The organism is Sorangium sp. So ce394 (assembly GCF_051474665.1).
In the GTDB taxonomy this organism is placed as follows: Bacteria; Myxococcota_A; Polyangia; order Polyangiales; family Polyangiaceae; genus Sorangium; species Sorangium cellulosum_D.
In genome coordinates, this window is sequence record NZ_CP150339.1 from 6,141,831 (window position 1) to 6,167,362 (window position 25,532).

Sequence of the window (25,532 nt, forward strand, 5' to 3'; positions counted from 1 at the left end):
GGGGCGCGGGGGCGGTCGATCAAGCCGCCTTGACCGCACGGAGCGACGGGCGGCGCAGGGGGCGGAGCGGCGCCGCCGCGAAGGCCGCGCCGAGCGCGAGCCCGCGGAACGTCAGCCGCATCCGCAGGGCATCGAGGTAGCCCTCGCGGTGGAGGGCGGTGATCGCCCGGCGGACGTCCGTCCGGCGCACCGCGAGGGCCGTGGTCAATGTTTCGAGGGTCACCGTCTTGCCCTCGCTCTGGAGGGAGAGCAGCGTCCGGAGAAGATGCGGAACGAGGTCCTTGTCGGTCATGGCGCCGACCCTAGTTCAGTAGCTGAACGGTCGTACAGTTTGTGGCGACGATTTCTTCGGGCCGCCGGCGGGAGCGCCCGAGGCGCGCCGAAGGTGGCCGTCGTCTGTGGTACGTCCCGCTGGTGCGCCCCGACGCCCTTTCCCCCCAAGCCGTGATCCTCGCCGGCGGGCTCGGCACCCGGATGCGCCCGCGGACGGAGCGCACGCCGAAGTTCCTCTTGCCGGTGGCCGGCAGGCCGTTCGGGGCGTGGCTCCTCGATCGGCTCGCCGCCGCGGGCTTCGGCGAGGTGGTCCTCTGCGTGGGTCACCTGGGCGAGGCCGTACGTGCGGCGATGGGCGAGCGGTTCGCGGGGCTGCCCCTCCGTTATGCCGACGACGGCCCCGAGCTCCTGGGCACGGCCGGCGCGCTGAGGCGCGCGCTGCCCCACCTGGCCCCTGTGTTCCTCATGACCTACGGCGACTCCTATCTCCCCTTCGATTATCTGGCCCCGCTCCGGGACCTCGGCGCGCACCCGGGCGCGCTCGGCACGATGGCCGTGTACCGGAACGAGGGTCGGCTCGACGCCTCGAACACGGCCGTCTCGGGCGACCTCGTGGCGCGTTACGAGAAGCGCCGCGCGGGCGCCCCGCCCGACCCTGCCCTCGATCACATCGATTACGGCGCGACCGCGCTCCGCCGCGAGGTCGTCGAGGCGCTGCCGGCGGACACGCCGCTCGGCTTCGACGCGGTGCAGCGGGACCTCGCGGCGCGCGGCCGCCTGCGGGCGCTCCCGGTCGCGGCGCGCTTCTACGAGATCGGCTCCGAGCGGGGCCTTCGCGATCTCGAGGCCGCGCTCGGGGCCCCGGCCGCGGCGGAGGAGCGGGGATGATCGTCTCCCGCGCCCCGGTCCGCTTCTCCCTCGGCGGCGGCGGGACCGATCTGCCCGCCTACTCCGACCGCTTCGGCGGCTACCTCGTGTCGGCCGCCATCGACAAGTACATCTACGTCACGGCCAACAAGCGCTTCCACCGCGACATCCGCCTCGCGTACTCGAAGACCGAGATCGTCCCCTCGGTCGACCGGATCGAGCACCCCATTTTCCGGGAGGCGCTCCGGATGATGGGAATCGAGCACTCGATCGAGCTCACGAGCGTCGCGGATCTCCCCGCGAACTCGGGGCTCGGCTCGTCGAGCTCGTTCACGGTCGCGCTCCTCAACGCCCTGCACGCCTACAAGCGCGACTTCGTGTCGTCCGAGCAGCTCGCGCGGGAGGCGTGCGCCATCGAGATCGAGCGCCTCGGGGAGCCGATCGGCAAGCAGGATCAGTACATCGCCGCCTACGGCAACGTCACCGCGTTCACGTTCTCGCCGGACGGCTCGGTGCACGTCGAGCCCGTGCCGGTCCGCGACGAGGTGCTGGACGAGCTCGAGAGCAACCTGCTCATCGTGTGGAGCGGTATCGAGCGACCGGCCAGGGTCGTGCTCTCCGAGCAGGGGCGGCGGCTGCACGATCTCGAGCCCGCGGTGGTCGAGCGGATGCACCGCATCAAGGAGATCGGCCGCGATGTGCACCGGATCCTCGTCTCCGGCAGGCTCGACGATTACGGCGAGCTCCTGCACGCCCACTGGACCCAGAAGCGTAAGCTCGCCTCCAAGATGACCGACGAGGTCCTCGACGAGATCTACGAGATCGCCCGGGGCGCCGGGGCGCTCGGCGGCAAGCTGATGGGGGCCGGCGGCGGCGGGTTCTTCATGTTCTACGTCCGCCCGGCGGAGAAGCGCCGGGTGCTGGAGGCGCTCGCCGCGAAGGGCCTGCGCGTGCTGCGCTTCCGCTTCGATCTCGACGGCGCGCGCATCGTCGCGAACCTGCACCGATCGTGAGCCTTCGCGCCGGCGCGCCGCTCGCTGGGCATCTCGCGGGGATTCTGGCTATAGATCCACCATGCCGCAGAGCACGCACGACTTCGTGGAAAAGTACCTTCGCGAGACGGCCGAGATCGCCCTCGCGACGAGCCCGGACGACATGGCGCGGGTCATCGAGATCCTCTTCGAGGCGTACCGGAACGATCGCACCATCTACACGTGCGGCAACGGCGGCTCGGCGGCCAACGCGAGCCACCTCGCCTGCGACATCGCCAAGTTCACGTGGGTCGAAGGCAAGCGCCGCTTCAAGTGCACCTCGCTCTGCGACAACGCGGCCCTCCTCAGCGCCCTGACCAACGACGTCGGCTTCAACCGGATCTTCCTCGAGCAGCTCGACGGCCGCATCGTCGCCGGCGACGTGCTCGTGTGCCTGAGCGTGCACGGCGGCTCGGGCGCCGATCGGGCCGGCCCGTGGTCGCAGAACCTGGTGGCCGCCGCGGACTTCGCGAGGAAGGCGGGGGCCAAGGTGGTCGCCCTCGTCGGCTACGACGGCGGCGCGCTGCGCCAGATGGCCGACGCCAGCGTGATCGTGCCGAGGACGCGCGCCGGCTACACGTCGACGCCGCACGTCGAGGGCTTCCACGAGGTCTACCATCACCTGATCTGCGAGCGGCTCCTGCAGCTCGTGGCCGAGAGCTGAGCGCCGCGTGGCGAGGCGCGGGATCGTCCTCGACCGCGACGGCACCCTCATCGACGTGGTGCGCGATCCCGAGCTCGGCGTGGTCGTGACGGCGTTCCACCCGGATCAGATCCGGCTCCTGCCGGGCGCGCTCGAGGGGCTGCGGCGGCTCGCGGACGCGGGGTTCTTGCTGGCGATCGCGACCAACCAGCCGGGGGCGGCGAAGGGCCAGGTCCCCTGGTGGGCGATCGAGCGCACGAACCGCGCGCTCGTCGACGGGCTGCGCGCGGCCGGCGTCGAGATCGCGGCGCTCGCCGCGTGCCCGCACCACCCCGAGGGCGGGCCCGGCGGCGATCCGGCGCTGATCGGCCCGTGCGACTGCAGGAAGCCGAAGCCGGGGATGCTCACGGGGCTCGCGCGCGATCTCGATCTCGACGTCGCCGCGAGCTGGATGATCGGCGACGCGCCGAGCGACGTGGCGGCCGCGCGCGCCGCGGGCATGCGGGCGGGCCTGCTCCTGGATCGACGCCGCTGCGAGCTGTGCCCGCTGCGGGGCGAGGCCGACCTCCCCTGCCCCGATCGCGCGGCGCCGCGGCTCGATCTCCTGGCCGCGGAGATCCTCGCCGAGCCGCGCGGCTAGCTCGGCGACGGCTACCTGGGCGCGAGCGGGCCCACGAGCGCGGCGACGCGCTTCGACAGCGGCGGCTGGTTGTCGCTGCGCCGCGAGAGCGGGATGCCCTCGGGCGACAGGCGCAGGCACGGCTCCGCGACGAACATGGCGAACGAGACGTACTCGCGCAGCCACTGCGAGAGCATCGCCTCGGCCTGCTCGGCGCCGGCGATGAGCGTGGCGTTGTCGAGCAGCCTCGCCGGCTCGAACGTCCCGTCCGGCGCGGGCCCCGCCCCGCGGAAGAGGGCGTCGTAGATGCCGGCGCCCGCGACGAACGCGGCGAGCTGCCAGCGCACCTCGTCGCCCCGCTGGGCCCCGTCGACGGCGGAGAGGATCGACGCGATCGCCTCGTTGAAGAGCGCGATGCCGGCGGCGGCGCCCGTCGGCCCCGGCGCGCGCACCACGACCCGCCCGGACTGCGCCAGCTGGAAGAGCGCCCGCGTGGTCTCGAACTCCCCCTGCCCGAGCGCGCGCGCCACCTCCGCCACCGATCGCTGACCGTCGACGGCGTCGTACACCGCGCGGAGCTCCTCCGGCGGCGGGCCGCGATCCGGCACCCGCGCGGGCACGTGCTGATCCGACGGGATCCGCTCGCGGAAGTAGCGCAGCTCGTCCATGCGGCGCACCGCCTCGAGGAGCAGCGCGTGGACCGGGAGGTCGTGGCGCGTCGGGATCTGCTCCTCCTCGAAGCCCGCGAGGAAGTAGAACATCCCCTCGCCCGCGAGGAGCATCCGGTAGGCGATCTCCTCCGCCTGCGCGCTGAGCAGCTGGTAGAGCCGCTCGCGCGGCACGAAGCCGAGCTTCACCGCGGTCTCGCCGAAGCGCACGTCCGGCACCGCGGCGGCGAGCGTCGCCTCGACCTGCGGCCGCGAGAGCGCGCCGTAGCGGTAGAGCACCTCGCCGATGCGCTCGCCCGGGGCGCTCGAGCGCGCGGCGATGGCGTGGCCCGGCTCGAAGAACAGCGACCGGCTCTCCGCGCCGTCGATCACGGCGAGCTCGCCGGACCACCCCGCCTGTCCGATGAGCGAGACGACGTCGCAGAGCGCGCCCGGCCCCACGATCTGCCCGGCGAGCCGGAGCGGCGGGGCCGCCGGCGCGTCGGCCGGCGCCTCGTTCCCCACGTGGCGCATCACGACGAGGTGGCCGGGCGCGGGCAGCAGCTGGAACACCCCCTGCCGCGCGCGCAGGCGCTTGCTGGCGTCCAGGTCGACGGGGTGCGCCGTGCCAGTCGCGTCGATGCGCACGAGCGAGCGGTGCTCTTCGGTCATCGCCGCGATCTCTAACCCAGCGCGGAGAGGGCGGCCACGGCCGGCCGGCGGCCACGGCCGGCCTCGCGCGCGCCGCCGCCCGGGCGACCGCGCGCGGCGTGCTACCGTCCCGCCGTGACGCCCCCCCCGGATCACGACGGCGGCGCGCCCGGCGATCGGAGCGCCCGCGATAACACCCCCGCCACCGCGGACGAGCTCGAGGCGCGCCTCGCGGCGGCCCGCTACATCGCCGATCCGGCGACCTCGCTCGCGCTGTGGCTCGCCCTCCGCATGGAGCGGCCGCTCCTGCTCGAAGGGCCGGCCGGCGTCGGCAAGACCGAGCTCGCCCGCGCCGCGGCCGAGGCGCTCGGTCGCGGGCTCATCCGGCTCCAGTGCTACGAGGGCCTCGACGAGGCGAAGGCGCTGTACGAGTGGGACTACGCGAAGCAGATGCTCTACACGCAGCTCCTGCGCGACGCGGTCGCGAAGGAGATCGCCGGCGCCGCGAGCCTCGCCGCCGCCGCGCGCGCGATCGCGGGGAGCGAGGCGTCGTTCTTCAGCGAGCATTTCTTGATCGCGCGCCCGCTCCTCGCGGCGCTGCGCAGCGCCGCTCCTGTCGTCCTCCTCATCGACGAGGTCGATCGCGCGGACCCGGAGTTCGAGGCGTTCCTGCTGGAGGTGCTCGCCGACATGCAGGTCACGATCCCCGAGCTCGGCACGATCCGCGCCGCGCACCCGCCGCTCGTCCTGCTCACCACGAACGCGACGCGCGAGATGACCGAAGCGCTGCGCCGCCGCTGCCTGCACGCGTTCCTGGACTACCCGCCGCCGTCGCGCGAGATCGCCATCCTGAGGGTCGCCCTCCCGGGGATCGAGCCCCGCCTCGCCGCGCAGATCGTCGCGTTCGTCGCCGGCCTGAGGGCCATGGATCTGCGGAAATCCCCCGCCATCAGCGAGACGATCGACTGGGCGCGCGCGCTGCTCCTGCTCGGCAAGCGCGCGATCACCCCGGAGCTCGCCCGCGACACGCTCGGCGTCCTGCTCAAGCACCAGGGCGACCGCGCCGACGCCGAGGCGAAGCTCGGCGCCCTGGCGCGGGCCGCCGAGAGCGCGGGCGCGGTCGAGCCGCCTACCTGAGCTCGGCCACCTTCTCGCCGAACAGCTTCTCGAGCCGCCCCAGCATCGCGTCGTTCGGCTCGACGCGGAGATCGCGCCCCAGCGCCAGCACCGCCTCCGCCCCGTCGTCGAGCTGGATCACGAGCTGCACCGGGCACACCCCCGGGCTCGCCCGCAGGAGCGCGCCGAGCCGATCGATGTGCTCGCGCCTGGCGCTGCGCGACTTCAGCGTGATCGCCACGCTCCGCGTCTGCGCGAGGATCGCGTCGGAGAGCGGCTGCACCTCGTCGAGCAGGAGGGTCGGCTCGCGCGGCGCGGACTCGGCCTCCTCGGCGCCCTCGTCCACCATGGGGAAGCTGACCTTGCCCGAGATCAAGACCGGCTCTCCCCGGTTCAGGAGCTCGCCGTAAGCCTCGATCTGCTTCTCGCGCACCTTGACCTCGACCCGGCCGGACGTGTCCTCGAGCACGAAGAACGCGATCTTGCCGCCGCCGCCCTTGAAGATGCGCTCGCGGTAGCCCTCGACCATCCCGCCGACGCGCACCCTGGCCCAGGCGTCCAGTCCGGCCAGCGCGCTCACCGCGGTCACGTCGAAGCGGTTCAGATCCACGCCGTACCGATCGAGCGGGTGCCCCGAGACGTAGAACCCGAGCGACTGCTTCTCCCGCGAGAGCGTCTCCCGCAGATCCCAATCCTCGACCATCGGGTAGTCGTCCAGCCGCACTTCGTTCTTGGACGCGACGGCCGCGAACAGGCCGATCTGCGCGCTGTTCCGCTCCTTGCTCGCGGAGCGCGAGCGATCGAGCGCCCTGTCGATGGCCGCGAACGCCCGCGACCGCGAGATGCCCCGCGCCCGGAGGCTCGCGTCGAACGCCCCGCACTGCACGAGCGCCTCGAACACCCCCTTGTTGACCCGCCGCGGATCGACGCGCTCGGCGAAGTCGAAGAGATCCCCGAACGCGCCCCCCGCCTCCCGCGCCTCGAGGACCGCCTCGAGCGCCGACTCGCCGACGCCGCGGATCGCCCCCATGCCGAAGCGGATCTTCGGGTCGTACGGATCCCTCGCCCGCGAGCCGCCGCGCCGGGTGCCGGTCACGCGCTTGCCGTTCGTCACCGGCGTCGCGCTGTAGACGACGGTGAAGTCCGTCTTGGACTCGTTGATCTCGGGCGGGAGGATCTCGACCCCCCACGCGCGCCCCTCCGCGATGATCCGCACGACCTTCTCGATCTTGTCGCGGTCGGCCGTCATCAGGGCGCACAGGAACTCGACCGGGTAGTGCGCCTTGAGGTAGGCCGTCTGGTAGGTGAGCAGCGCGTACGCGGCCGAGTGGCTCTTGTTGAAGCCGTAGCCCGCGAAGTACTCGAGGAGCCCGAAGATGCGCTCGGCGTCCTCCGCCTTCACCCCGTTCTTGAGCGAACCGTCGACGAACGTCGCCTTCTGCTTCGCCATCTCCTCGGGCTTCTTCTTGCCCATGGCGCGCCGGAGCAGGTCGGCGCCGCCGAGCGTGTAGCCCGCGAGCCGCTGCGCGATCTGCATGACCTGCTCCTGGTAGACGATGACGCCGTACGTCGGCTGGAGGAGCTCGTCGACGAGGGGGTGCATCTTCTCGATCGGCTTGCGGCCGTGCTTGCAGTCGACGAAGTCCTTCACCATGCCGGTGCCGAGCGGCCCGGGCCGGTAGAGCGCCACGGCGGCGACGATGTCCTCGAAGGCGTCGGGCTTCAGGTCCTTGAAGAGCTGCTGCATGCCGCTCGACTCGAGCTGGAACACCCCGGTGGTCTCGCCCGACTGGAGGAGCGCGTAGGTGGCGGGGTCGTCGATCGGCACCGTGTTCACGTCGAACCGCGCGCCCTCCTTGCCCGCGCGGTCCGGGCGCGCGTTCACGAGCCGCACCGCGATGTCGATGACGGTGAGCGTCTTCAGCCCGAGGAAGTCGAACTTCACGAGCCCGGCCAGCTCGACGTCGTCCTTGTAGTACTGCGTGACGACCTGCTCGCCGTTCTTGAAGCACGGGACGTGATCCCAGAGCGGCCCCTCGCTGATCACGACGCCGGCGGCGTGCATGCCGGCGTGCCGCGTCAGCCCCTCGAGCTTCTGCGCCTGCTTCAGGAGCTCCGCGACCGTGGGGTCGCTCTCCTTGAGCGCCTTGAGCTTCGGCTCGATGTCGAGCGCCTCGGGGATCGTGTACGTGATCCCCGGCCCCTTCTGCGGGATGAGGCTCGCTATCTTCTGCGCCTCGTTGGCGGGGAACGCCATCGCCCGGGCGACGTCCTTGATGACGCTCCGCGCCTTGAGCTCATGGAACGTCGCGATCTGCCCGACGGAGGGTTTGTCGGCCTCCATGCTGTACTTCTTGGTGACGTACGAGATGACCTCGTCGCGCCGGTCCATGCAGAAGTCGACGTCGAAGTCGGGCATGCTGATGCGCTCCGGGTTCAGGAAGCGCTCGAACAGCAGGTTGTACGGGAGCGGATCGAGATCGGTGATCTCCATCGCGTAGGCGACGAGCGAGCCGGCGCCCGAGCCGCGGCCCGGCCCGACCGGGATGCCGTGGTCCTTCGCGTACTTGATGAAGTCCCAGACGATGAGGAAGTAGCCCGGGAAGTCCATCTGGACGATGACGTTCAGCTCGACGTCGAGGCGCGCCCGGTAGACCGCCTCGTCCACCTTCCGGCCCGTCCGGGCGATCTGGGCGAGGCGCTTCGTGAGCCCCTCGTGCGCCACGTGCCGGAAGTAGCTCCCCGGGTCGTCGAACCCGCTCGGCAGCGGGAACCGCGGGAGCATCGGCTTGCCGAGCTTGAGCTTGAGCCCCGCGCACCGCTCGGCGATCTCGAGCGTCGAGCGGACCGCCTGCGGGTGGTCGCGGAAGAGGTGCGCCATCTCGTCGGCGGGCTTGAGGAACATCTCGAAGCTGCCGTGGTGCGCCTCGCTGGCCTCGGCGAACGTGCGGTTCGCCGCGATGCACGACAGGTAGAGCTGCCCCTCGCCGTCCTCGCGCGCGCCGAAGTGCGCGTCGTTCGTCGCGACGAGCGGCAACCCCAAATCGCCCGCCGCGCGCGCGAGGATGCCATTGAGCACCGACTGCTCGACGAGCCCGTGGTCCTGGAGCTCGACGTAGAGGCTCCCCGGCTCGAAGCAGTCCCGGAGCCGGCTGAGCGCCTCGCGCCCCTCGTCCTCGCCCTGCTCCAGGATCCGCTGGGCGACCACGCCGCCCATGCAGCCGGTCAGGCCGATGAGCCCCGCGCTGTGCTGCGCCACCATGTCGAGCCGCACGCTCGGCGCGAGCCCGCTCGCGGGCTCGACGTGCCCCAGCGAGACGATGCGGACGAGGTTCTTGTAGCCCTCCTCGGACGTCGCGAGCAGCACCAGGTGATCGACGGGCGTCTCGTCCACGCCCGAGCGCGACACCTGCCCCGCGGACGCGCCCCAGCTGCGCGCCACGTTCACCTCGCAGCCGATGATCGCGCCGATGCCCTGGTCCTTGCAGGCCTTGTAGTGCTGAATCGCCCCGAACATGTTCCCATGGTCCGTCAGGGCGACCGCGCGCATACCGAGCGACTTGGCGCGCGCGGCGAGGTCCTTGACGCGCAGCGCGCCGTCGAGGAGCGAGTACTGCGAATGCACGTGGAGGTGGATGAACTCAGCGGTCACAGCGGGCTTCCAGGTGGCTTCTCATCGTCGTGCGAATCGGGAAAGACCGGCAATCAGGGAGAACGAAATCTGAAGGCATTTGGACGACCGACCGTCACGTGCCTGCGAGCTCACATATAGCGCATTGCGCAGCGGGGATCGTCCTTGATGAGGCGCGCGAGCCGGCGCTAGCATGTGCGCCCGTTTGAGAGCACTTGCCTGATTTGGGGTGGGGTTTCCAGAAAGTGAGGTCGATGATGCGCCATTCCCGTATCGCCGTCGCGGTTTATTTGGCGACGGCGCTCCTGTCCGTCGCCGGCTGTGGTTCCGAAGAGGCCGCGCCGCCGCCCGCTGAACAAGACGTCGACCTCGGCCAGCCGCCCGGGCCGGGGCCGGAGCAGGCCGGTGACGGCGCGGGGGTCGCGTTCGCGATCGACCGCCTCTTCCTCGGCGACACGGATCGCAACGGGGACAAGGTGCCCGGCAGCTGGAAGCAGTTCGGCTTCAACATCGACGGCAAGGTGTCCAGCACCATCTCGGAGGACCTGTGCAAGCCGGTCGACGGCGCCGCCCCTTCGGACGTCTATCCGGACGGCGCCGGCGGCATCGACAACTCCTTCGGAAACAAGCTCGTCAGCCTCATTGCGACTCTCCTGCCCGAGCCGTCGACCAAGGTCAGCGACGCCATCGCCAACGGCGATTTCACGGTGATCCTGAAGGTCGACGGGCTCGGCGCGCAGTCGTCCTACAACCCGCTCACCGCGAAGCTCTATGGCGGCGCCACCCTGGGCACGGCGCCCGTCTGGAACGGCAGCGACAAGTGGCCCGTCGTCCCGGAGCTGCTCGAGGACGCTCAGGACATCGAGAGCGCCAAGGTCGTGTTCCCGGCCAGCTACGTCGTCGACAACACGTGGGTTTCTGGCCCGGAGTCGCAGGTCACCTTCAAGCTGAACCTGACGATCTCGGGGACCACCATCGGCCTCACGATCCGCAACGTGAGGATCGCGATGGACATCGAGCCCGATCGCAAGTCGGTCGTCAACGGCACCATCGCCGGCGTGCTCGAGACGGCCGTCCTCGTCGAGGAGCTGCGCAGCGTCATCGGCGCCATCGAGCCGACCTTCTGCGAGGGCGCGGGGCTGGAGACGACCCTCGACCAGGTCCGTCGCGCCTCGGACATCATGAAGGACGGCAGCCAGGACCCGGGCCAGGAGTGCAACGCCATCTCCATCGGCATCGGGTTCACGGCGCGACAGGTGCAGCTGGGCGAGATCGCGCCCCCTGCCGAGACGAGCGGCGTGCCGTGCGGGGAAGCGCCCCCGGACGAGGGCTGAGCGCCGCGCGACTCCCATCCAGCAGCGGCGATCCCGGCGGAGCCCTCGTCGAGAGCTCCGCGGGCACCTCCCGGGTGCCCCCTCGCCAGAGCTCCCCACAGCCTGCGACCTGCTCAGCCCGCCCGCGCTCTGCGCGAAGATCGTGCTCTCCGTTGAGCCGTCGCGCGCCCCGCGAGCGTCTCAGGAATCGACCCCGCCCGTCCAGGGTACGCGCTCCAGCGAGGGAGGCCTTGGCGGCGTGCTCTCTCGGTCCGCCCGCTCGTGGGGGTCCGTGAGGCGCCCTCTTCCTGGTTTCGTTCGTCCCAACTTTTCGCTAGAAGGCGGCATCGCTGCGAGCGTCCACCACGCAAATACCCGATGGCAGTGAAGATTCATGGCGAGCTGCCGTCCCAGGGCGTCAGCCCGGCGGGTTGCCGACGCGAGCTCTGGCTCGTGCCCTCAGAGGAGAACAACGTCCATGCGTAGATACGTCGCTTCCGTTCTGTGCGCCGTGATGATGGTTGGCGCTGCCGCCGCGACGGCGGGTTGCACGGCCAGCGCCTCGTTCAACACCGGCAAGGAGCCGGCGGCCGCGCCGCCGCCCCCGCCCCCGCCGGAGCCGAAGCAGGAGCCGAAGGAGGAGAAGAAGCCCCGCCCGCGCTTCAAGCTCACCTTCAAGCTGAAGGGCAACCAAGTCGAGCTGCCCGGCCCGGTGGTCTTCGAGACGAACAGCGACAAGCTCCTGCCGGAGAGCGACGAGGTCCTCAACATCGTCGACGACTTCCTGAAGCAGCGGAAGGACGTCACCCTCCTCCGCGTCGAGGGGCACACCGACTCCGACGGCGAGGACGCCGCGAACCAGGTGCTGTCCGAGAAGCGCGCGATGTCGGTCGCTCGCTGGCTCGTCGCGAAGGGCCACGACTGCAAGCGCTTCATCGCCGTCGGCTTCGGCGAGAGCAAGCCGATCGCCGACAACAACACGCCCGACGGCAAGGCCCAGAACCGCCGCACCGGGTTCTTCATCGCGGCCATCGACGGCAAGGCGGTCGACAAGCAGCCCGTGGACGGCGGCGGCAAGGTCGCCGGCGACTCCTGCAAGTGACGGCGCTCCGCCTGGCCGCGCCCCTCCGGACGCGCCGCGATCCTCGCGGCGCGTCCGCGGCGCGCCCGGCGGCCTGACCGTTCGCCGACGCAGCCCCGCCCGCCGCCGCGCCGCGCCACTCCGCGCGCGCCGGCGGCGGACGTCGTCTTGTTGTCCTTCTTCGCTTGCCTCCCCCATCATCTTCACTATCCGTACTCCTCCATCCCATGCGGCGACGCCACGACAGCCCCCTGGGCCGCCTCCTCTTCACGGCCGTCCTCTCGCTTGGCCTCTTCGGCTGCGACCCCGGGCCGGGCGACGTTCGCGAGTGGACGCCGGCCGATCACGATCCGCCGAGCCCCAACGAGGGGCAGGGCGGCAAGGTCGCCGCGCGGCCGGTCGCCTCGAACGAGACCGACCCGGGGCTGATCGAGCTCGCCTGGCAGCGGAACTGCTCCAGCTGTCACGGCAGGGCCGGTCGCGGCGACGGCCCGCAAGGTCCGATGGTCCGCGCCCCGGATCTCACCGACGCCGCCTGGCAGGAGCGGGTGACCGATGCCCAGCTCGCCGAGGTGATCCGGAAGGGCAGGAACAAGATGCCCGCCTTCGATCTGCCGCAGCAGGTGATCGATGGCCTCGTGAAGCGAATCCGCACCAGCAAAGCAAGCGGGTCCGCACCTGCAGGCGCCGCACCGGCGCAGCGCGCTGAGCCCCGATGAGCTCGACCCAGCAGGAGGAGCTCGACCAGGCGCCGGAAGAACGGCCGGCCGCGCCGGATGGTCGCCCCCCCTGGGCCCGACGGCTCGCGCCGGTGATCCTCGTCGCGGGCGCGCTGCTCGCGGGGAGCGTCCTCTTCAAAAACATGCCCGAGGAGCGCGAGGTCGAGCTGAAGCTGGACGACGCGGCGACGGTCGTGCGCCTCGACGTGACCTGGACGGATCCTTCCTCGGGCCAGCGCGCGACCGAGGCCGCGCCGGTCATCGACAGCTCGTGGCACTTCGCCGAGGGGACGGCGCCGAGGACGGTCCTCACCAAGGTGTCGCTCCCGGACGGCCTCTACCATGTCGAGATCGCGGTCGACCGGAAGCGCGGGCACGACGTCATGAGCCGGACCGTCACGCTGGGAGACTCCTCCCGGATCACGCTGTTCGTGCGCTGAACGGCGCGCGCGATTGCCGCGCGATCTCGAAGGATTCCTTCCCGGACGCACGCGATGCGTCGCCGGATCGCTCGCCCCCGCTTCCGCTCGTCGGGACGGCGCATCGCAGCGCCCCGGATGCGCCGTCGCGCAGGCCTGCGCGACGGCCTCGCCGAGATGGGTAACCGGCGTCCCGGACCGGCGATACGCGCCCTTCCCTCCTCGCGGTCGGTCGGCGCACGAGACCGTTGACTCCCGGAAACCGACAAGCGAGGCAGTGCCGTGAGTTGGAAGCGTGTCCTTGAGGCACCACCTCGCGTCCGGCGGGCCGCGCGCGGCCCGTGATGCAAGAGCTTCAACTTCGGCGATAAACCGTTGTTTTTGTTCAGTGTTTCGTATAAGCAGGGGCCGCGGTTCGGATGGGAATGGAATATGAGAACGAATTCCCTTGATGCGTTCACCCCGGAACCGCTACTTCTTGGCCCGCAGCAGCAGGGCGTGGCACCTTATCCTACAACAACTTACACGCTCTGACCGGGACAACCGTGAAGCATCGTGGTGCCCCCCCGGAGGGAGCGACCATGCGACCTGTACAGTGTCGCTGGAGGCGGAGAAGGAGAACCGATGAGGATCACCCCGTGGTATCTGGCTGCGCTTGCCCCGTTCGCCGCCATTGGTTGCAGTGGCGCGTACCTCGGCCACGCCGCGGTCGTGGCGTTGACGATCGGCATCTTCCTCGGGACCCTGTCGCTCGGCCGTACTCCGAGCTCTCGCCCTGCCCCGCCGAACGCCCCTGTCTCCTGATTTTCTCGCCCAGCTGCCGCCCGCTGCACGCCGCCGCGACGCTTTCCCGAGCGCTCGACAGCGCCGGCGCCTACGCTCGGGGGGCGTGAGGTCATGACGCACGACGCCTCCGTCGGCCGGCTCAAGCGGCTCGAAGAGTTCTCGCTCATGGACCTGGAGTCCGTGCACCTCATCCTGCGCGGCGAATCGGTCATCGACTGGCGACGGCTCAACCTCCAGAGCGAGCAGGACGCGCGCGATCTCCTGCTCGCGCAGGAGTTCCGCCCCGACGAGCCTGGGGATCGCGCCCACCTCGAGAGCGTCAAGAACGAGGCGATCGCGTACCTGCGTCGCCACTTCGAGTTCCCGATCCCGAGCCCGGTCGCGCGCGCGTCGGTCGAGGAGATCCTGATGCTCGCCTCCGGCAAGGGCCATCGCCAGCTCTGCGCCTGCACGATCCTCAAGGCGATGCACATCATCCATCACCTGGCCGGGCGCGAGCTGCTCTTCTCGATCCCGATGTCGGACCAGGACGTCTTCCACCTCGTCGAGGAGAAGGTGTACCGGGTGATCGGCGGCATGCTCGCGGCGGGCTTCCCCATCACCGAGTTCATCGGCGGGCGGAAGAACAAGGACTCGCTCTACACGAAGCTCCTGTCGAAGACGGACACGACCGCGGCGGCCATCTACGACAAGCTCCGCTTCCGCATCGTCTGCCGCACGGTGGACGACCTGCTGCCCGTCCTCCTCTACCTCTCGGAGCGCCTGTTCCCGTTCAACTACGTCGTGCCCGGCGAGAGCACGAACACGATCCTGCGGTTCCGGAGCTACTGCGAGACGCGGCCGTTCCTCCAGCCGATGCTCGAGGCGCTGCAGACGGACGTCGACGACGGCCTGACGGCGGGCGACAACAGCTTCAGCGATCGGAGCTACCGCGTGATCCACTTCGTCGTCGATCTGCCGGTGCGCCTCCCCGCGGAGATCCTCGACATGGCGCCGCCCGCGGCGTGGGCGCTCGGGCCGATCATCTTCGTCCTCTGCGAGTTCCAGCTGATCGACCGCGAGACCGAGGCGGCGAACGAGGTCGGCGAGGCGAGCCACGCCAGGTACAAGGAGCGGCAGAAGCATGCGGTCATGCGCAGGCTCAAGCTCGGCGTTCGCTCCACCCGCGACCCGGTGAGCGGCGGCCCCAAGCGCGATCGCTAGGCGCGGCGCGCGCCGCAGCGTGGATCGCGCTCCGGAGCGATGGGGTCGTCGCCGCGCGGTGCGCTGTGCGCGGTGAGCTGTGCGCGGCGGCGCGCCGTTCGCGCGAGGCGCCGAGCGCGCGGCCCCCCCACGCGTGCGTGGCCGTGGCACGCGGCGTGGGATGGAGCTGCCCAGCGGGGAGCCGGCAGAGAGGTCCGCAGGATCTCTGGACCCGGGGTCGCTTGGAGGAAGCAGCGCTTGGAGCAGGGAGGCGGACGCCGCTGCGAGGCCGGGAGCAGTCGGGCTGTCGGAGCGGAGGCCGCCGAGCGAGCAGCCTGGGCGGCGACGGGCGGCGCTCGGAGGAGACCGCAGTCCCCTCAGCGACGCCGCCGGACGAGCGAGCTCAGATGCGGCTCTTCAGCGCGTCGCGATCGAGCACCACGATCCGGCGGCGATCGATCTCGATCACCCCCTTGCGGCGGAGATCGCCGAGCGTGAGCGTGACGGTCTCGCGCGTGGAGCCGATCATGCTCGCCATCTCCTGATGGGTGAACGGCGCGGAGATGAGCACCCCGCGCGGATCGGGGATGCCCCAGCGCGTCGCGGCCTTGAGCAGGAACTCACAGAGGCGGGCCTCCACGTTGCGGAAGAGCATCGAGGCCAGGCGCTCCTCGGTGTCCGTGTGGCGCTCGACCAGCGTGGTCACGATCGCGGCGGCGAAGTTGGCGTCGCTCGCCATCAGGTTGCGCACCGTCGCCAGCGGGACGATGAGCGCCTCGACGTCCTCGGTGGCGATCGCGCTCTCCCGGTGGGCCGTGACGCCGCCGAGCGCGGCCTCGCCGAGCACGTCGCCGGCCCCCCTGTAACCGAGCGACAGGCTGCGCCCGTCGCTCATCCCCCGTACCAGGCGGACCCGGCCGAGGCTGAGCATCGCGAGGGCGGTCGCCGCGTCGCCCTGCGTCACGAGGTGACGCCCTTTTGCGACGCGTTGGATCGTGCCCCCGTCGGCCAGCGCCGCCTGCGTGGCCGGGGATGCCGCATTGCCGATCGCCCCGCGCCGGACGACCCGTCGTTTGCGCGAGTCGAGGTCGAGTCCACCGTCGTTCCCGAGCGCGCCAGGCTGAACCCTGACGCTCCGTGCCATCGCATCCTTACCCATCATCATCGCGGCTGCTCCTGCGGTTTGCGGTGTCGCGGTCCTGCTGTTTCCGGGAGGGCCCCGCCGGCCGGGGGGCTCCGACTTGTGCCGGGACCTCCCACTTGCGTTGACATCTCGGAGACGCGGCCCGTACCTTTCGGTTTGAGCCGGGCACGCCCCGTGAATGAACCCCTGCACGGGGGAGCCAGTTCGACCGCTCCTCCAGCTACGGACGTTGGATGCGCCTCTTTAGCGGCAAAATTACTCCTCTCACAGAAGAAATCGTCCGCGCGCTCGTGGACAATCGCGATATCGAGTGCACGTCGAAAAAGGAGGTCGGGCTCGACATCGAGTCGGTGTTCACGAGCTACCTGCAAGCCGACCGGGAAGCGACCGAGCGGGCGAAAGAGATCCTCCAGGCTCGCGGGCTGCCCCAGGGCGAGTTCAACCGGGTCAAGCGCCTGGCCGCGGAGCAGAAGGGGATCAAGGTCGGCGACGAAACGATGGATTATCTCCTCGATCAGCTGCTCGAGATGCTGATGCACTCGAACAACGTCGAGGAGGTGTTCGTCGAGGACCACGACCTGCGGCGCCGGGTAAGGCCGATCCTCCGGAAATATCTGGAAATGGACGAGGCGCTCGAGAACGAGGTCCGCGGCAAGCTCCGCCACGTCCAGGAAGGCTCCCGCACCTGGGAGATCGAGTACCAGCGGGTCATGGGCGAGATCCAGCGCCGCAAGGGCATGCTGTAGCCGGCGGTGCCATGCGGGCGAGCTCGTCGCAAAGCGAGCGGGCCGCCCGTGACGTCCGCCCGTTCAGCGAGACCTCACCCGAACCGCACCTCGGCACGGGGACACCATGTGGGAGAATGGCGCACTATCTACGACCATTCCCCTCGTGGAACGTTCCGCCTGCCAGATCGGTCTCCGTCGTGGTACCGGAGGACATCATGAGCTGGATTCCCAAGGTCGAGGCGAAGCGGCACTTCTGTCATAAATGCAAGAACGAGCTCATCTTCGAGGTGAAGCTCCAGCGCGCGGACACCTGCCCCCACTGCGGTGTCGACCTCCACTGCTGCAAGAACTGCGAGAACTGGGACCCGGCCGCGCACAATCAGTGCAAAGAGCACATTGCCGAGTACATCCCGGACCGGGAAAGGGCGAACTATTGTACTTTCTTCACGTTCAAGAACGGCGTACCGGAAGATAACTCGAAGCGCATCGCGGATTCGCGCTCCAAGCTCGACAACCTTTTCAAGAAGAAGTAGGCGCCCGCTGGGGGAGCACGCACATGTCCACGCCTCGCTACTTGATCACCGGCGGTGCCGGATTCATCGGAAGCAACCTCGTCGCGGCGCTGACCGCGGCCGGGGAGCGGGTCCGCGTCCTCGATAACCTCGCGACGGGCCGGTGGGAGAACCTCGACGGGCTCCCGCACCAGTCGTTGATCGAGCGCATCACCGGGGACATCCGGGACGCGGCGGCGGTCGCGGCGGCGGCGAAGGGGGTCGAGGTCATCCTCCACCAGGCCGCGCTCGGCTCGGTCCCGCGCAGCGTCGAGACGCCGGTCGAGTCGAACGCCGTCAACGTCGGCGGCACGGTCACGGTGCTCGACGTGGCGCGCCGGCAGGGCGTGCGCCGCGTGATCTTCGCCGCGTCCTCCAGCGCGTACGGCGAGACGCCCGTCCTCCCGAAGCACGAGGCCATGGAGCCGATGCCGCTCTCGCCCTACGCCGTCACGAAGCTCGCCTGCGAGCATTACATGAAGGTCTTCGCGGGCATCTACGGCATCGAGACCCTGAGCCTGCGCTACTTCAACGTCTTCGGGCCGAACCAGACGCCGGACGGCGCCTACGCCGCGGCGATCCCGCGGTTCATCGACGCCGCCCTGCAGAACCGGCCGATCCCGATCTACGGCGACGGGGAGCAGACGCGCGACTTCTGCTTCATCGAGAACACCGTCCTCGCGAACCTGCTCGGCGCCACGTCGCCGAAGAAGTTCAAGGGCGAGATCATCAACATCGCCGGCGGCCGCAGGATCGGGCTGAACGAGCTCTGCAGGGAGATCTCGCGGGTCCTCGGGCGCGACGTCGCGATCGAGCACCTCCCGCCCCGGGCGGGGGACATCCGCCACTCGCTCGCCGACATCTCGCGCGCGGCCGAGCTCATCGGGTACGAGCCCCGCGTGCGATGGGAGGACGGCATCGCCCCCACGGTCACGTACCTGCGGACGCTCCGCGAGAAGGGCCCCGCGGCCGCGTCGGCCACGGTCACCTGTGGCAAGGTTCCGCTGCCCAAGGCCCAAGCGGCCACGGACACCGGGCACCAGGCGAGCTAGGTAGAGCGGAGCGGCTCGTGCGGAGCATGACCGGCTTCGGGCTCGGTGACGCTTCGCTCACCGAAGGGCGCGTCGTCGCCGAGATCCGCTCGGTGAACCAGCGCTTCCTCGACGTGCGCGCGCGGCTCCCGCGCGAGCTCGTCGATCTGACGATGTTCGCCGAGCAGGTGGCGCGCGAGCGCCTGCGCCGGGGGCGCATCGAGATCATCGTGCGCACCGAGGGGGCGGTGCTGGCCCCGAGCACGCTCGACAAGGCGAAGGCGCGCGCGGCGTTCCGCGCGCTCGCCGAGCTCCGCGACGAGCTCGCGCCGGGCGCCGACGTGCCGCTCTCGCTGCTCTGCGCGGTGCCGGATCTCTTCGCCCCCGCGGGCGGCCACGAGATCGCCGCCGTCCGCGCCGCGCTCAAGCTCGCGATCGAGCGCGCGATCGACGCGATGGAGGGCATGTGCCACCGCGAGGGCGAGGCGCTCGCCAGCGACATGCGCGGCCGCGTGGCGACGCTCCGCGCGCTCGCCTCCGAGGTGGTGGCGCGCGCCGACGACGCGCGCGAGGCGCTCCGGCGCCGCCTGCGCGAGCGCGTCGAGCGCCTGCTCCAGGGGATCGAGAGCGGCTTCGAGGCGGCGCGGATCGAGGCGGAGGTGATGCTGCTGGCCGAGCGCAGCGACATCACCGAGGAGGTCACCCGCCTCCGGAGCCACCTCGACCAGTTCGGCGGCGCGCTCGCGGCGCCGGGCGGCGACCCCTGCGGAAGGAGGCTCGACTTCCTGCTCCAGGAGATGGTACGCGAGGCGAACACGCTGGGCTCCAAGGCGCAGGACGCCGCCATCTCCCAACACGTCGTGGCGATGAAGGTGGAGCTCGAACGCCTGCGGGAGCAGGTCCAGAACATCGAGTGACAGGAGAGCATGTCGACCGAAGCACTCAGTGACGACTTCCTCCTCCTCATCGTGTCGTCCCCGTCCGGCGCGGGGAAGACGACGCTCTGCGGGAGGCTGCGCAGCGAGTTCCCCGACCTGCGCTTCTCGGTCTCTCACACGACGCGGCGCCCGCGCCCGAACGAGGTCGACGGGCGCGAGTACCACTTCGTCGATCCGAGCACGTTCGAGCAGATGATCCGCATCGGCGCGTTCGCCGAGTGGGCCCGCGTGCACGATCACCTCTACGGCACGAGCCTGAAGGAGATCGAGATCGCCCGGGCCACGGCGCGCGGCGTCCTCTTCGACATCGATCACCAGGGCGCGAGGCAGATCAAGGCGAGCCTGCCCGAGGCGGTCGCCGTGTTCATCCTGCCCCCGTCGCTCGCCGAGCTCGAGCGGCGCCTGCGCGGCCGCGGCACCGAGGACGAGCCGACGACGCTCCGGCGCCTCCGCAACGCGAAGGGGGAGATCGAGCACTACGGCTTCTTCGACTACGTGATCGTGAACGACGAGATCAACCGCGCGTACGAGCAGCTGAGGTCGCTCGTCTTCGCCGAGCGGTGCCGCCGGCAGCGGCGCGCGGCGCTCTGCGAGCGGCTGCTCTCCGAGCGGAGGTTCGAGCGATGAGCGAAGGCGCGACGCGCGACGTGCTCGCCATCATCGGCGGCAGCGGGCTCTACGAGATGGGGTGGCTGGAGGACGTCGAGGAGGTCTCGGTGTCCACGCCCTTTGGGCTGCCGAGCGACGTGGTGCTCCGCGGACAGGTCAAGGGCGGCGACGCGACCGTGCTCTTCCTGCCGCGCCACGGCCGTGGGCACCGCTTCTCCCCGTCGGCGATCAACTACCGCGCGAACATCTGCGCGCTGAAGATGCTCGGCGCGACGCACGTGCTCAGCGTGAGCGCCGTGGGCTCCCTGCGCGAGCAGATCGAGCCCGGCGACCTCGTCGTCGTCGACCAGTTCCTCGATTTCACGAAGCGCCGGATCTCGACGTTCTTCGACGACGGCGTGGTCGCCCACGTGCCGTTCGCCGATCCGGTGTGCCCGGTCATGGCGAGCGCCGTCTACGAGGCCGCGCGCGCCACCGCCGCGCGCGTCCACCGCGGCGGCACGTACGTCTGCATCGAGGGCCCGCAGTTCTCGACGCGGGCCGAGAGCCACATGTTCCGGTCCCTCGGCGCGGATGTCATCGGGATGACCAACCTGCCCGAGGCCAAGCTCGCGCGCGAGGCGGAGCTCCCCTACGCCACGCTCGCGCTCACGACCGACTTCGACTGCTGGCACGTGACCGAGGAGGCGGTGAGCGTCGAGGCGGTCATCGCCGTGCTGAACCGCAACATCGTGCACGCGCGGAACGTCGCGAAGGCCCTCGCCCACGGCCTCCCGGACGTGTCGCAGAGCCCGGCGCGCCACGCGCTGCGGAGCTCCATCATGACCTCGGCCAGCGCGACCTCGCCCGACGCGCAGGCGCGGCTCGAGTGGCTCATCGGCCCCCGGCAGAAGGCGGGCTGAGCGTGCCCCCCGGCGAGGGCTGTCGCCGCGCTGCGGCCGCGAGCCGCGGGCGGGCGCCGTCTCGCCCGGCCACGCGGGCGCGGCGACGGCGCCGCTGAAACGAAACGCGCGGCTAGCGGCTGCGCGCAAACCCGAATAAGAGGCTTCTGTGACGACCTCCTCCGCGATCCTCATCATCGGCTCGATGGCCTTCGACGACCTCGAGCTCCCCTCCGGCAGCGCCAAGAACGTCGTGGGTGGCTCGGCCACGTACTCGGCGTTCGCTGCCTCGTGCTTCGCTCCGGTGCGCACGGTGGCCGTGGTCGGCGACGACTTCCCCGAGGAGACGCTCGCGGCGATGCGCGCCCGCGGCATCGCCGTCGAGGGCATCGAGCGCGCGCCGGGCAAGACGTTCCGCTGGGCCGGTCGCTACGACGTCGATCTCATCCACCGCACGACGCTCGACACGCAGCTCAACGTGTTCGCGTCGTTCGCGCCGAAGCTGCCGGAGGCGTACCGCGACACGCCCTTCCTCCTGCTCGGCAACATCCACCCCGCGCTCCAGCTCGACGTGCTCGAGCAGGTCCGCTCGCCGCGCTTCGTCCTCGCGGACACGATGAACTTCTGGATCGAGGGGGAGCCGAAGGCGGTCGCGGCGATGCTGCGCCGCATCGACACGCTCGTCGTCAACGACGAGGAGGCGCGCCAGCTCTCGGGCAAGTACAACATCCGCCGCGCCGCGAAGGAGATCCTGTCCCGCGGGCCGCGCCGGCTGATCATCAAGCGCGGCGAGCACGGCGCGCTGCTCTTCGACGAGGAGGGCGTGTTCGCGGCGCCCGGCTTCCCGCTCGAGGACGTCGTCGATCCGACGGGCGCCGGCGACGCCTTCGCCGGCGGGCTCATCGGTTACCTCGCGGGCCAGCCGGAGGTCACGCCGCTCGCGCTCCGGCGCGGCATGCTCCACGCGACGGCGACGGCCTCGTTCTGCGTCGAGGCGGTGGGCACGCAGCGGATCGCGAAGGTCACGCGCGCCGACATCACGGCGCGCCTCACCGAGATCCGGGCGCTCTACGAGTTCGGCGCGAGCACGATGTGAAGCCCGCCCCGGGGCGGGCCGGGGTCGAGGGCCTGCCGTGTGCGGTCGCTGTTCACCTTCCGGCGCATAGCCGTGCTAGATGACCGTCAAAGTGAACATGAACCTCACCACCCGTACACTCGCAGGCATCGCCTTGCTGGCACCCCTTGTCACCGGCTGCGCGGCACGCACGGCGCCGTTCGACGAGATGGACAAGGCGCAGATCACCGTGCTCCGCCTCCAGGGGCAGGAGCTGGCCCCGACGCCGACGGCGACCACGGCCCCCACCCTCATCCCGGGGATCCCGCCCGAGCTCCAGCAGATGGGGCAGGCGGCTCTCCAGGGGCTGCAGCAGGCGCTCCCCGGCCTCATCCCGCCCAACCTCATCCCGGGGCAGACCGCGGCCACGCCGGCGCTGCCGGCCCAGCCCCGCTTCAAGAACTTCGTCATCCTCCAGCAGCGCCAGCTCACGACCAGCGACGCCGACGAGGAGCTCAAGGATCAGATCCTCGACGTCTTCGGCGACGAGGACAGCTTCACGGCGGACCGCGGCAACTGCTTCTACCCGGGCCTGGGCATCTCCATCATCCGGCCGAACAACCCCACGCCGGTCGATCTGCTCGTCTCGTTCTCGTGCAACCAGGCGATGGGAGACGGCTTCCGCTGGCCCTACGCGGTCAACGGCTTCTCGCAGGAGAGCCACCAGAAGCTCAGCGAGATCTACCAGCAGCTGTGGGGACAGGCGGTCCCGCCCGGCGCGTGATCTCCCGACGCGGCGGAGCGCTCCTCCGGGCCGCGTTTCTGTGACCAACATCACATAACGTGCCTGCCGGGCCCGGATGCTAGACTTGCTCAAGCTTTCCGGGCTCCCTGCATTTCGGTCCGGAGCGCGCCGCACGACGTCATGATCCCCCAACCCCAGCTGTTGCCGGGAAAGGAGCTCGGGCATTACGAGCTCCTCCTGCCGATCGCGCAGGGGGGGATGGCCACGGTGTGGGCCGCGCGCCGCAAGGGGCATCGCGGGTTCCAGAAGACGGTCGCCATCAAGACGATGCTGCCGTCGCTCTCGGAGGACGCCCAGTTCGAGTCGATGTTCCTCGAGGAGGCGAGGCTCGCCTCGGGGATCCACCACCCGAACGTCGCCGAGATCCTCGACCTCGGGGAGCAGGGCGACGTCCTCTACATCGTGATGGAGTGGGTCGACGGCGAGGCGCTGTCGGTCATCGCGCGGGCGGCCAACAAGAGCGGGGTGGCGATCCCGCTGCGCATCGCGCTCCGCGTCCTGAGCCGCGCTTGCCTCGGCCTGCACGCCGCGCACGAGCTCCGCGACCCGCAGAACGACGATCAGCTGCTCGGGCTCGTGCACCGCGACGTGTCGCCCCAGAACATCCTCGTGACGTACGACGGCCACGTGAAGCTCGTGGACTTCGGCGTCGCCAAGGCGACCAACCGCTCCGGCAACGACACGACCGCGGGCCAGATCAAGGGCAAGGTCCCGTACATGTCCCCGGAGCAGGCGCGGGGCGAGCGGATCGATCGGCGCACCGACATCTTCGCGATGGGCATCGTGCTCTACAAGCTCACGACCGGGGATCATCCGTTCACCGCGGAGAACGATCTCCTCACGCTGCAGCACATCACCTCGCGGCCAGCGCTGTCGCCCCGCCTGAAGAACCCGGATTTCCCCCCCGACCTGGAGCACGTGCTGATGACGTGCCTCCAGAAGGACCCGGACAAGCGCTACCAGACGATGCTCGAGCTGGAGGGCGCGCTCGAGGCCGTGCTGGCGAAGGAGCCGACGGTGACGGACCACGACGTCGGGGCGTTCGTGCGCGGGCTCCTCGGGGAGCGCAATCAGCGCCGGCGCGCCGCGCTGCGCGACACGGTCCGCACGCTCGACGAGCGCGCGTCGCACCCACCCGAGGTGATGCTCGTTCGCGACAGCATCAGCGAGTTCTTCTTCACGCAGCTCCCCCCTGGCCATCCGAACGCACAGCTCCCCACGATCCGCGCGAGCGCTCCCTCGCTCTCGCAGCCGGCGCTGCTGCCCGAGGCGCTGCCGCAGAGCTCGCCAGGCCAGGAGACGCCGCTCAGCCCGATCGAGGTCCCCGCGGCGCGGAGTCGCTCGGGAACACTCGCGGCAGCCGCGGCGCTCGCGCTCGTCACGGCGCTCGGCGCGGGCGTGGTGTGGCTCCGGCAGCGGTCCGCACCGCAGCCGATCGCGCCCGAGCAGGCCGCGGAGGTCGACCGCAGCGCGGGCGCCGCGGCGGCAGCCGCCCCAGCGTCGGCCAGCGCCGCCGCGATCCAGGCGGACGGCAACGAGACCGGCGCCGTGCCGGCCCGCGACCCGATCGCCGCCGCCGGTCCCGAGGAGCGCGGGACCGGTGCTCCGAGCCACGCGGCCAAAGGCGCGCCGGGGGCCGCGGCGCCGAGCCCCGCGGCGCCGAGCGCGGCGGCCGCAGCATCGAGCGCCGCGAGCGCGCGCAAAGCCATCCCGACCAAGCCTCCTTCGACGCGGTGGGTGCCGACCGTCACCGATCCCGGGTTTTGAGCGGCCGAAGGACGCGTCAGCTCCGCGACGCGCTCGTCCTGGCGGCGAGCCTTGGCGTCATGGGCGGCGTGCTGCTGCTTCGCCGGAGCCGCGAGCCCAGCGCGTCGCCGGTCCCGGCGCCGGCGAGCGCGCCCGCAGCGCCGTCGCCGCTGCCCAGGGGCGGCGAGCCCGAGCGGATCGCGCTCGAGGAGCGCGAAGCGCAGGCGGGCTGCGACTTCGCCGACCACGGCTTCGGCGGCTACGAGCGCTGGCGCCCCCTGCCGCTGGGCAGGCTCCTCGTCCCGCCGGCGCGCGCGATCTCGGCGGACGGCGGCTACGATCTGCTCGTCCACTTCCACGGCGCAGAGGCCATCCGAAAGGTGCTGGCTCCCAGGGACATGGAGCTGGTCATCGCCGGGATCGACCTGGGGACCCGCTCCAGCGACTACGCGCGCGCCCTCGAGGTCGGCGGCTGGGACGCGCTGCTCCAGGCGATCGACCGCGAGGTCGGCGCCGCGACCGGGATCGCGGGCGCGCGCGCGCGCCGCCTCGTGCTGTCGTCCTGGAGCGCCGGATCGGGCGCGATCGGGAGGATCGTCGAGCGCGGGAGCAGCCACGTGGACGCCTTGATCCTGCTCGACTCGCTCTATGCCTCTTACATGCCGGGCCAGACGTCGCTCGTGCAGGGTCAGCTCGCGCCGTACGTCGCCCTCGCGAACGCCGCCGCGCGCGGCGCGCCGGTCTTCTACCTGACGCACACCGACATCCCGACGAGCGGCTACGCGTCGACGAAAGAGGTGGCCACCTTCCTGCTGAGCGAGCTCGGCGCGAGCCCGATCGCGGTGACCTCCAGCGGCGACGGCGCGCCGCCTGGAGCGCCCGGCCTCGGGGCCGAGGGCGCGGGAGAGGCGCTGCGGCTCACCCGGATGTACGACGGGGGCAGCCTCTACGTGCGCGGCTACGCCGGCTCGGGCCCCGGCGAACACTGCGCGCAGCTGCGGCTGCTCCCCGCGATCCTGGCGGAGCACGTGCTGCCCGCGCTCGGCCGTTGAGGCGCCGCTGCTCCG

General features: G+C 71.0%; 25 protein-coding genes. 21 read left to right on the forward strand and 4 right to left on the reverse strand.

What is annotated here, in order from left to right:
* Window positions 1-19: 19 nt before the first annotated feature.
* Window positions 20-292 (reverse strand): hypothetical protein, encoded by a 273-nt coding sequence (locus tag WMF33_RS22440; RefSeq protein WP_437339050.1) that lies wholly within the window; start codon window positions 290-292, stop codon window positions 20-22.
* A gap of 122 nt (window positions 293-414) precedes the next feature.
* Between WMF33_RS22440 and WMF33_RS22445 the strand changes: the two genes are divergently transcribed.
* The 4 genes from WMF33_RS22445 (at window position 415) to WMF33_RS22460 (ending at window position 3,454) form a co-directional block, all read left to right on the forward strand.
* Window positions 415-1,161 carry a nucleotidyltransferase family protein gene (locus WMF33_RS22445; RefSeq protein WP_437339051.1) on the forward strand — a complete coding sequence of 249 codons (747 nt, stop codon included), beginning with the start codon at window positions 415-417 and terminating at the stop codon, window positions 1,159-1,161.
* Window positions 1,158-2,153: a GHMP family kinase ATP-binding protein gene (locus WMF33_RS22450; RefSeq protein ID WP_061621902.1), complete on the forward strand. Its 996-nt coding sequence runs from the start codon at window positions 1,158-1,160 to the stop codon at window positions 2,151-2,153. The genes WMF33_RS22445 and WMF33_RS22450 overlap by 4 nt, the downstream gene beginning before the upstream one ends.
* A gap of 61 nt (window positions 2,154-2,214) precedes the next feature.
* Complete coding sequence (locus tag WMF33_RS22455) at window positions 2,215-2,835, forward strand: D-sedoheptulose-7-phosphate isomerase (protein ID WP_061621903.1); 621 nt, start codon at window positions 2,215-2,217, stop codon at window positions 2,833-2,835.
* 7 nt (window positions 2,836-2,842) lie between these two features.
* Window positions 2,843-3,454, forward strand: a complete 612-nt coding sequence (locus WMF33_RS22460) for a D-glycero-alpha-D-manno-heptose-1,7-bisphosphate 7-phosphatase (RefSeq protein ID WP_020736442.1) — start codon at window positions 2,843-2,845, stop codon at window positions 3,452-3,454.
* Between the two features lie 11 nt (window positions 3,455-3,465).
* On the opposite strand, the gene WMF33_RS22465 is transcribed toward WMF33_RS22460, so the two are convergent.
* A complete protein-coding gene (locus WMF33_RS22465) occupies window positions 3,466-4,752 on the reverse strand; it encodes a DUF4388 domain-containing protein (protein ID WP_437339052.1) in 1,287 nt (428 codons plus the stop codon).
* A 114-nt stretch (window positions 4,753-4,866) separates the two neighbouring features.
* Between WMF33_RS22465 and WMF33_RS22470 the strand changes: the two genes are divergently transcribed.
* Complete coding sequence (locus tag WMF33_RS22470) at window positions 4,867-5,868, forward strand: AAA family ATPase (protein ID WP_437339053.1); 1,002 nt, start codon at window positions 4,867-4,869, stop codon at window positions 5,866-5,868.
* On the opposite strand, the gene dnaE is transcribed toward WMF33_RS22470, so the two are convergent.
* Window positions 5,861-9,499: a DNA polymerase III subunit alpha gene (gene dnaE, locus WMF33_RS22475; RefSeq protein WP_437339054.1), complete on the reverse strand. Its 3,639-nt coding sequence runs from the start codon at window positions 9,497-9,499 to the stop codon at window positions 5,861-5,863. The genes WMF33_RS22470 and dnaE overlap by 8 nt on opposite strands.
* Before the next feature lie 236 nt (window positions 9,500-9,735).
* On the opposite strand from dnaE, the gene WMF33_RS22480 reads away from it, so the two are divergent.
* The 6 genes from WMF33_RS22480 to WMF33_RS22505 all read left to right on the forward strand — a co-directional run bounded on the left by WMF33_RS22480 (window position 9,736) and on the right by WMF33_RS22505 (window position 14,999).
* A complete protein-coding gene (locus tag WMF33_RS22480; RefSeq protein WP_437339055.1) occupies window positions 9,736-10,812 on the forward strand; it encodes a hypothetical protein in 1,077 nt (358 codons plus the stop codon).
* Window positions 10,813-11,305: 493 nt separating this feature from the next.
* Complete coding sequence (locus tag WMF33_RS22485) at window positions 11,306-11,893, forward strand: OmpA family protein (protein WP_437339056.1); 588 nt, start codon at window positions 11,306-11,308, stop codon at window positions 11,891-11,893.
* 206 nt (window positions 11,894-12,099) lie between these two features.
* The gene (locus tag WMF33_RS22490) at window positions 12,100-12,591 is read left to right on the forward strand and encodes a c-type cytochrome (RefSeq protein WP_437339057.1); all 492 of its coding nucleotides are present in this window, start codon (window positions 12,100-12,102) and stop codon (window positions 12,589-12,591) included.
* Window positions 12,588-13,031, forward strand: a complete 444-nt coding sequence (locus WMF33_RS22495) for a hypothetical protein (protein ID WP_061623741.1) — start codon at window positions 12,588-12,590, stop codon at window positions 13,029-13,031. Before WMF33_RS22490 ends, WMF33_RS22495 begins: the two co-directional genes overlap by 4 nt.
* A 603-nt stretch (window positions 13,032-13,634) precedes the next feature.
* Window positions 13,635-13,814 carry a hypothetical protein gene (locus WMF33_RS22500; protein WP_020736450.1) on the forward strand — a complete coding sequence of 60 codons (180 nt, stop codon included), beginning with the start codon at window positions 13,635-13,637 and terminating at the stop codon, window positions 13,812-13,814.
* A gap of 93 nt (window positions 13,815-13,907) precedes the next feature.
* Window positions 13,908-14,999 carry a TIGR04552 family protein gene (locus WMF33_RS22505; protein ID WP_061623740.1) on the forward strand — a complete coding sequence of 364 codons (1,092 nt, stop codon included), beginning with the start codon at window positions 13,908-13,910 and terminating at the stop codon, window positions 14,997-14,999.
* Window positions 15,000-15,381: 382 nt separating this feature from the next.
* Here WMF33_RS22505 and WMF33_RS22510 read toward each other — a convergent pair whose 3' ends face one another.
* Entirely contained in the window at window positions 15,382-16,122 is a 741-nt protein-coding gene (locus WMF33_RS22510) for a Crp/Fnr family transcriptional regulator (protein ID WP_236644713.1), read from the reverse strand.
* 233 nt (window positions 16,123-16,355) lie between these two features.
* On the opposite strand from WMF33_RS22510, the gene WMF33_RS22515 reads away from it, so the two are divergent.
* The 10 genes from WMF33_RS22515 to WMF33_RS22560 all read left to right on the forward strand — a co-directional run bounded on the left by WMF33_RS22515 (window position 16,356) and on the right by WMF33_RS22560 (window position 25,517).
* On the forward strand, window positions 16,356-16,868 hold the full coding sequence (locus tag WMF33_RS22515) for a DUF507 family protein (protein ID WP_437339058.1): 513 nt from the start codon (window positions 16,356-16,358) through the stop codon (window positions 16,866-16,868).
* A gap of 197 nt (window positions 16,869-17,065) precedes the next feature.
* Window positions 17,066-17,383 (forward strand): hypothetical protein, encoded by a 318-nt coding sequence (locus WMF33_RS22520; RefSeq protein WP_044988583.1) that lies wholly within the window; start codon window positions 17,066-17,068, stop codon window positions 17,381-17,383.
* Between the two features lie 23 nt (window positions 17,384-17,406).
* Window positions 17,407-18,453: an SDR family oxidoreductase gene (locus WMF33_RS22525; protein ID WP_437339059.1), complete on the forward strand. Its 1,047-nt coding sequence runs from the start codon at window positions 17,407-17,409 to the stop codon at window positions 18,451-18,453.
* A 26-nt stretch (window positions 18,454-18,479) separates the two neighbouring features.
* A complete protein-coding gene (locus WMF33_RS22530) occupies window positions 18,480-19,349 on the forward strand; it encodes a YicC/YloC family endoribonuclease (protein WP_236644790.1) in 870 nt (289 codons plus the stop codon).
* A 9-nt stretch (window positions 19,350-19,358) separates the two neighbouring features.
* Complete coding sequence (gmk, locus tag WMF33_RS22535; protein WP_020736457.1) at window positions 19,359-19,997, forward strand: guanylate kinase; 639 nt, start codon at window positions 19,359-19,361, stop codon at window positions 19,995-19,997.
* Complete coding sequence (gene mtnP, locus WMF33_RS22540; RefSeq protein ID WP_437339060.1) at window positions 19,994-20,881, forward strand: S-methyl-5'-thioadenosine phosphorylase; 888 nt, start codon at window positions 19,994-19,996, stop codon at window positions 20,879-20,881. The genes gmk and mtnP overlap by 4 nt, the downstream gene beginning before the upstream one ends.
* A 148-nt stretch (window positions 20,882-21,029) precedes the next feature.
* Complete coding sequence (locus WMF33_RS22545) at window positions 21,030-21,956, forward strand: PfkB family carbohydrate kinase (RefSeq protein WP_061623735.1); 927 nt, start codon at window positions 21,030-21,032, stop codon at window positions 21,954-21,956.
* 79 nt (window positions 21,957-22,035) lie between these two features.
* Complete coding sequence (locus WMF33_RS22550; protein ID WP_437339061.1) at window positions 22,036-22,698, forward strand: hypothetical protein; 663 nt, start codon at window positions 22,036-22,038, stop codon at window positions 22,696-22,698.
* Between the two features lie 141 nt (window positions 22,699-22,839).
* Window positions 22,840-24,486: a serine/threonine protein kinase gene (locus WMF33_RS22555; protein ID WP_437339062.1), complete on the forward strand. Its 1,647-nt coding sequence runs from the start codon at window positions 22,840-22,842 to the stop codon at window positions 24,484-24,486.
* A gap of 59 nt (window positions 24,487-24,545) precedes the next feature.
* On the forward strand, window positions 24,546-25,517 hold the full coding sequence (locus tag WMF33_RS22560; RefSeq protein ID WP_437339063.1) for a hypothetical protein: 972 nt from the start codon (window positions 24,546-24,548) through the stop codon (window positions 25,515-25,517).
* Window positions 25,518-25,532: the final 15 nt, after the last annotated feature.

Coding starts and splice junctions, on each gene's coding strand:
- WMF33_RS22440 (WP_437339050.1), bottom strand. CDS start 292: ATGACCGACAAGGACCTCGTTCCGCATCTTCTCCGGACGCTGCTCTCC.
- WMF33_RS22450 (WP_061621902.1), top strand. CDS start 1,158: ATGATCGTCTCCCGCGCCCCGGTCCGCTTCTCCCTCGGCGGCGGCGGG.
- WMF33_RS22455 (WP_061621903.1), top strand. CDS start 2,215: ATGCCGCAGAGCACGCACGACTTCGTGGAAAAGTACCTTCGCGAGACG.
- WMF33_RS22465 (WP_437339052.1), bottom strand. CDS start 4,752: ATGACCGAAGAGCACCGCTCGCTCGTGCGCATCGACGCGACTGGCACG.
- WMF33_RS22480 (WP_437339055.1), top strand. CDS start 9,736: ATGCGCCATTCCCGTATCGCCGTCGCGGTTTATTTGGCGACGGCGCTC.
- WMF33_RS22485 (WP_437339056.1), top strand. CDS start 11,306: ATGATGGTTGGCGCTGCCGCCGCGACGGCGGGTTGCACGGCCAGCGCC.
- WMF33_RS22490 (WP_437339057.1), top strand. CDS start 12,100: ATGCGGCGACGCCACGACAGCCCCCTGGGCCGCCTCCTCTTCACGGCC.
- WMF33_RS22495 (WP_061623741.1), top strand. CDS start 12,588: ATGAGCTCGACCCAGCAGGAGGAGCTCGACCAGGCGCCGGAAGAACGG.
- WMF33_RS22500 (WP_020736450.1), top strand. CDS start 13,635: ATGAGGATCACCCCGTGGTATCTGGCTGCGCTTGCCCCGTTCGCCGCC.
- WMF33_RS22505 (WP_061623740.1), top strand. CDS start 13,908: ATGACGCACGACGCCTCCGTCGGCCGGCTCAAGCGGCTCGAAGAGTTC.
- WMF33_RS22510 (WP_236644713.1), bottom strand. CDS start 16,122: ATGGCACGGAGCGTCAGGGTTCAGCCTGGCGCGCTCGGGAACGACGGT.
- WMF33_RS22515 (WP_437339058.1), top strand. CDS start 16,356: ATGCGCCTCTTTAGCGGCAAAATTACTCCTCTCACAGAAGAAATCGTC.
- WMF33_RS22520 (WP_044988583.1), top strand. CDS start 17,066: ATGAGCTGGATTCCCAAGGTCGAGGCGAAGCGGCACTTCTGTCATAAA.
- WMF33_RS22525 (WP_437339059.1), top strand. CDS start 17,407: ATGTCCACGCCTCGCTACTTGATCACCGGCGGTGCCGGATTCATCGGA.
- WMF33_RS22530 (WP_236644790.1), top strand. CDS start 18,480: ATGACCGGCTTCGGGCTCGGTGACGCTTCGCTCACCGAAGGGCGCGTC.
- gmk (WP_020736457.1), top strand. CDS start 19,359: ATGTCGACCGAAGCACTCAGTGACGACTTCCTCCTCCTCATCGTGTCG.
- mtnP (WP_437339060.1), top strand. CDS start 19,994: ATGAGCGAAGGCGCGACGCGCGACGTGCTCGCCATCATCGGCGGCAGC.
- WMF33_RS22550 (WP_437339061.1), top strand. CDS start 22,036: ATGACCGTCAAAGTGAACATGAACCTCACCACCCGTACACTCGCAGGC.
- WMF33_RS22555 (WP_437339062.1), top strand. CDS start 22,840: ATGATCCCCCAACCCCAGCTGTTGCCGGGAAAGGAGCTCGGGCATTAC.
- WMF33_RS22560 (WP_437339063.1), top strand. CDS start 24,546: ATGGGCGGCGTGCTGCTGCTTCGCCGGAGCCGCGAGCCCAGCGCGTCG.